Origin of the sequence: Massilia sp. CT11-108 (assembly GCF_047302915.1) — a bacterium.
GTDB classification, from domain to species: Bacteria; Pseudomonadota; Gammaproteobacteria; order Burkholderiales; family Burkholderiaceae_D; genus Telluria; species Telluria orientalis.
The window spans coordinates 1-1,692 of record NZ_JBKYMO010000818.1 but is presented as its reverse complement, the minus strand read 5'-3'; the positions used below and the strand labels follow the sequence as shown (position 1 = coordinate 1,692).

Genomic DNA, 1,692 nt, shown 5'->3' with positions numbered 1-1,692 from the left:
ATTCGGCCTGGGGCCGGCGCGCGCCCGGTACCGGCTACGTGGGCGGCGTCTCCGGTGGCGTCGCGTTCGGCCTGCGCGACTTCTGGCAGCGCCACCCGACGCAACTGGACATCCGTGACGCGCACACGGACACCGCACGCGCCACCGTCTGGATGTGGTCCCCGGACGCGCCCGCGATGGACCTGCGTTTCTACCACGATGGCATGGGCATGGACACGCATGCCGGGGAGCTGCAGGGCCTGGACATCACGTACGAGGATTACGAGAAAGGCTTCGGCACGCCCGTCGGCGTCGCGCGCAGCAGCGAGATCACGCTGTGGGCGTTCGAAACGACGCCGCCGCGCGCGCGCCTGGTGGAGATCGCGCAGGCGATGCAGACGCCGCCGCAGCTCGTGCCCGCGCCCGCGCATATCCTCGCGACGCAAGTGTTCGGCAACCTGTGGGCGCTGCCGGACCGCAGCACGCCGGCACGCGCGGCGATCGAGAACCAGCTGGACGCGCGCTTCGATTTCTACCGCAAGGAAGTCGAGCAGCGCCGCTGGTACGGCTTCTGGGACTACGGCGACATCCGCCACACCTACGACGCCGACCGCCACGACTGGCGCTACGACGTGGGCGGCTTCGCGTGGGACAACTCGGAACTGTCGCCCGACCTGTGGTTGTGGTATTCGTTCCTCCGCACGGGACGCGCCGACATCTTCCGGATGGGCGAGGCGATGGTACGGCACACGAGCGAAGTCGATACTTACCACCTGGGCCGCTTCGCGGGGCTCGGCTCGCGCCACAACGTGCAGCACTGGGGCTGCAGCGCCAAGCAGGTGCGCATCAGCACCGCGGTCTACCGGCGCTTCTATTACTACCTGACGGGCGACGAGCGCACCGGCGACATCATGCGCGAGGTGCTCGATGCGGACCGCAGGCTGGACGACGTCGACCCGGTCCGCAAACTGGCGAACCAGCCGCCGAAAGGACCGTATCCGGCGCGGATCAGCTTCGGCACGGACTGGGCGTCGCTCGTGGCCAACTGGCTGACCGAGTGGGAGCGGACCGGCAGCGCGCGCTACCGCGACAAGATCCGCGCCGGCATGCGCGACATCGCGGCGATGCCGCACGGCTTCTTCAACGGCGACCGCATGGGCTACGAGCCGGACACGGGCCGGCTGCACAACATGATCGGCACCGGCGTGAAAGCGCTGCACCTGAACGCCGTGTTCGGCGCCGTCGAAATCTTCGACGAATTGATCCGCCTGACGGGCGACACGGCCTTCGAGCGGGCCTGGCTCGAGTACTGCGAACTGTTCAACGCGCCGGTCGACGAGCAGCGCCGCCGCCTCGGCGCGCCGCACGGCGCCACGCATGCGCTGTATGTCGGCCACTCGCGGCTGACCGCATACGCGGCCTGGAAGCGCAAGGACCCCGGGCTGGCCCGGCGCGCGTGGCAGGAATTCGCGGGCGAAGGCAGGCGGCGACCGTTCCGCACCGTGCGCGTGGCGGGGCCGGACGTATTGAATCCCGTCGACGAAGTCCCATGGGTGAGCACGAACGAAACGGCGCAATGGGGCCTGGCCGCCATCCAGAATCTTGCGCTGATCGGCGACGCGCTGCCCCGCACCCAGGAGACCTGACATGCATCGTTCCCTTGTCATTGCCGCGGCCTTCGTCGCCGCGCCCGCATCCGCCGCGACCTGGTAC

The 1,692-nt window shown here is 69.3% G+C and carries 1 pseudogene; it reads left to right on the top strand.

The features are described from left to right. Positions 1-1,625, top strand: a pseudogene (locus ACEN88_RS31030) (Tat pathway signal sequence domain protein); the annotation flags it as partial. Positions 1,626-1,692: the final 67 nt, after the last annotated feature.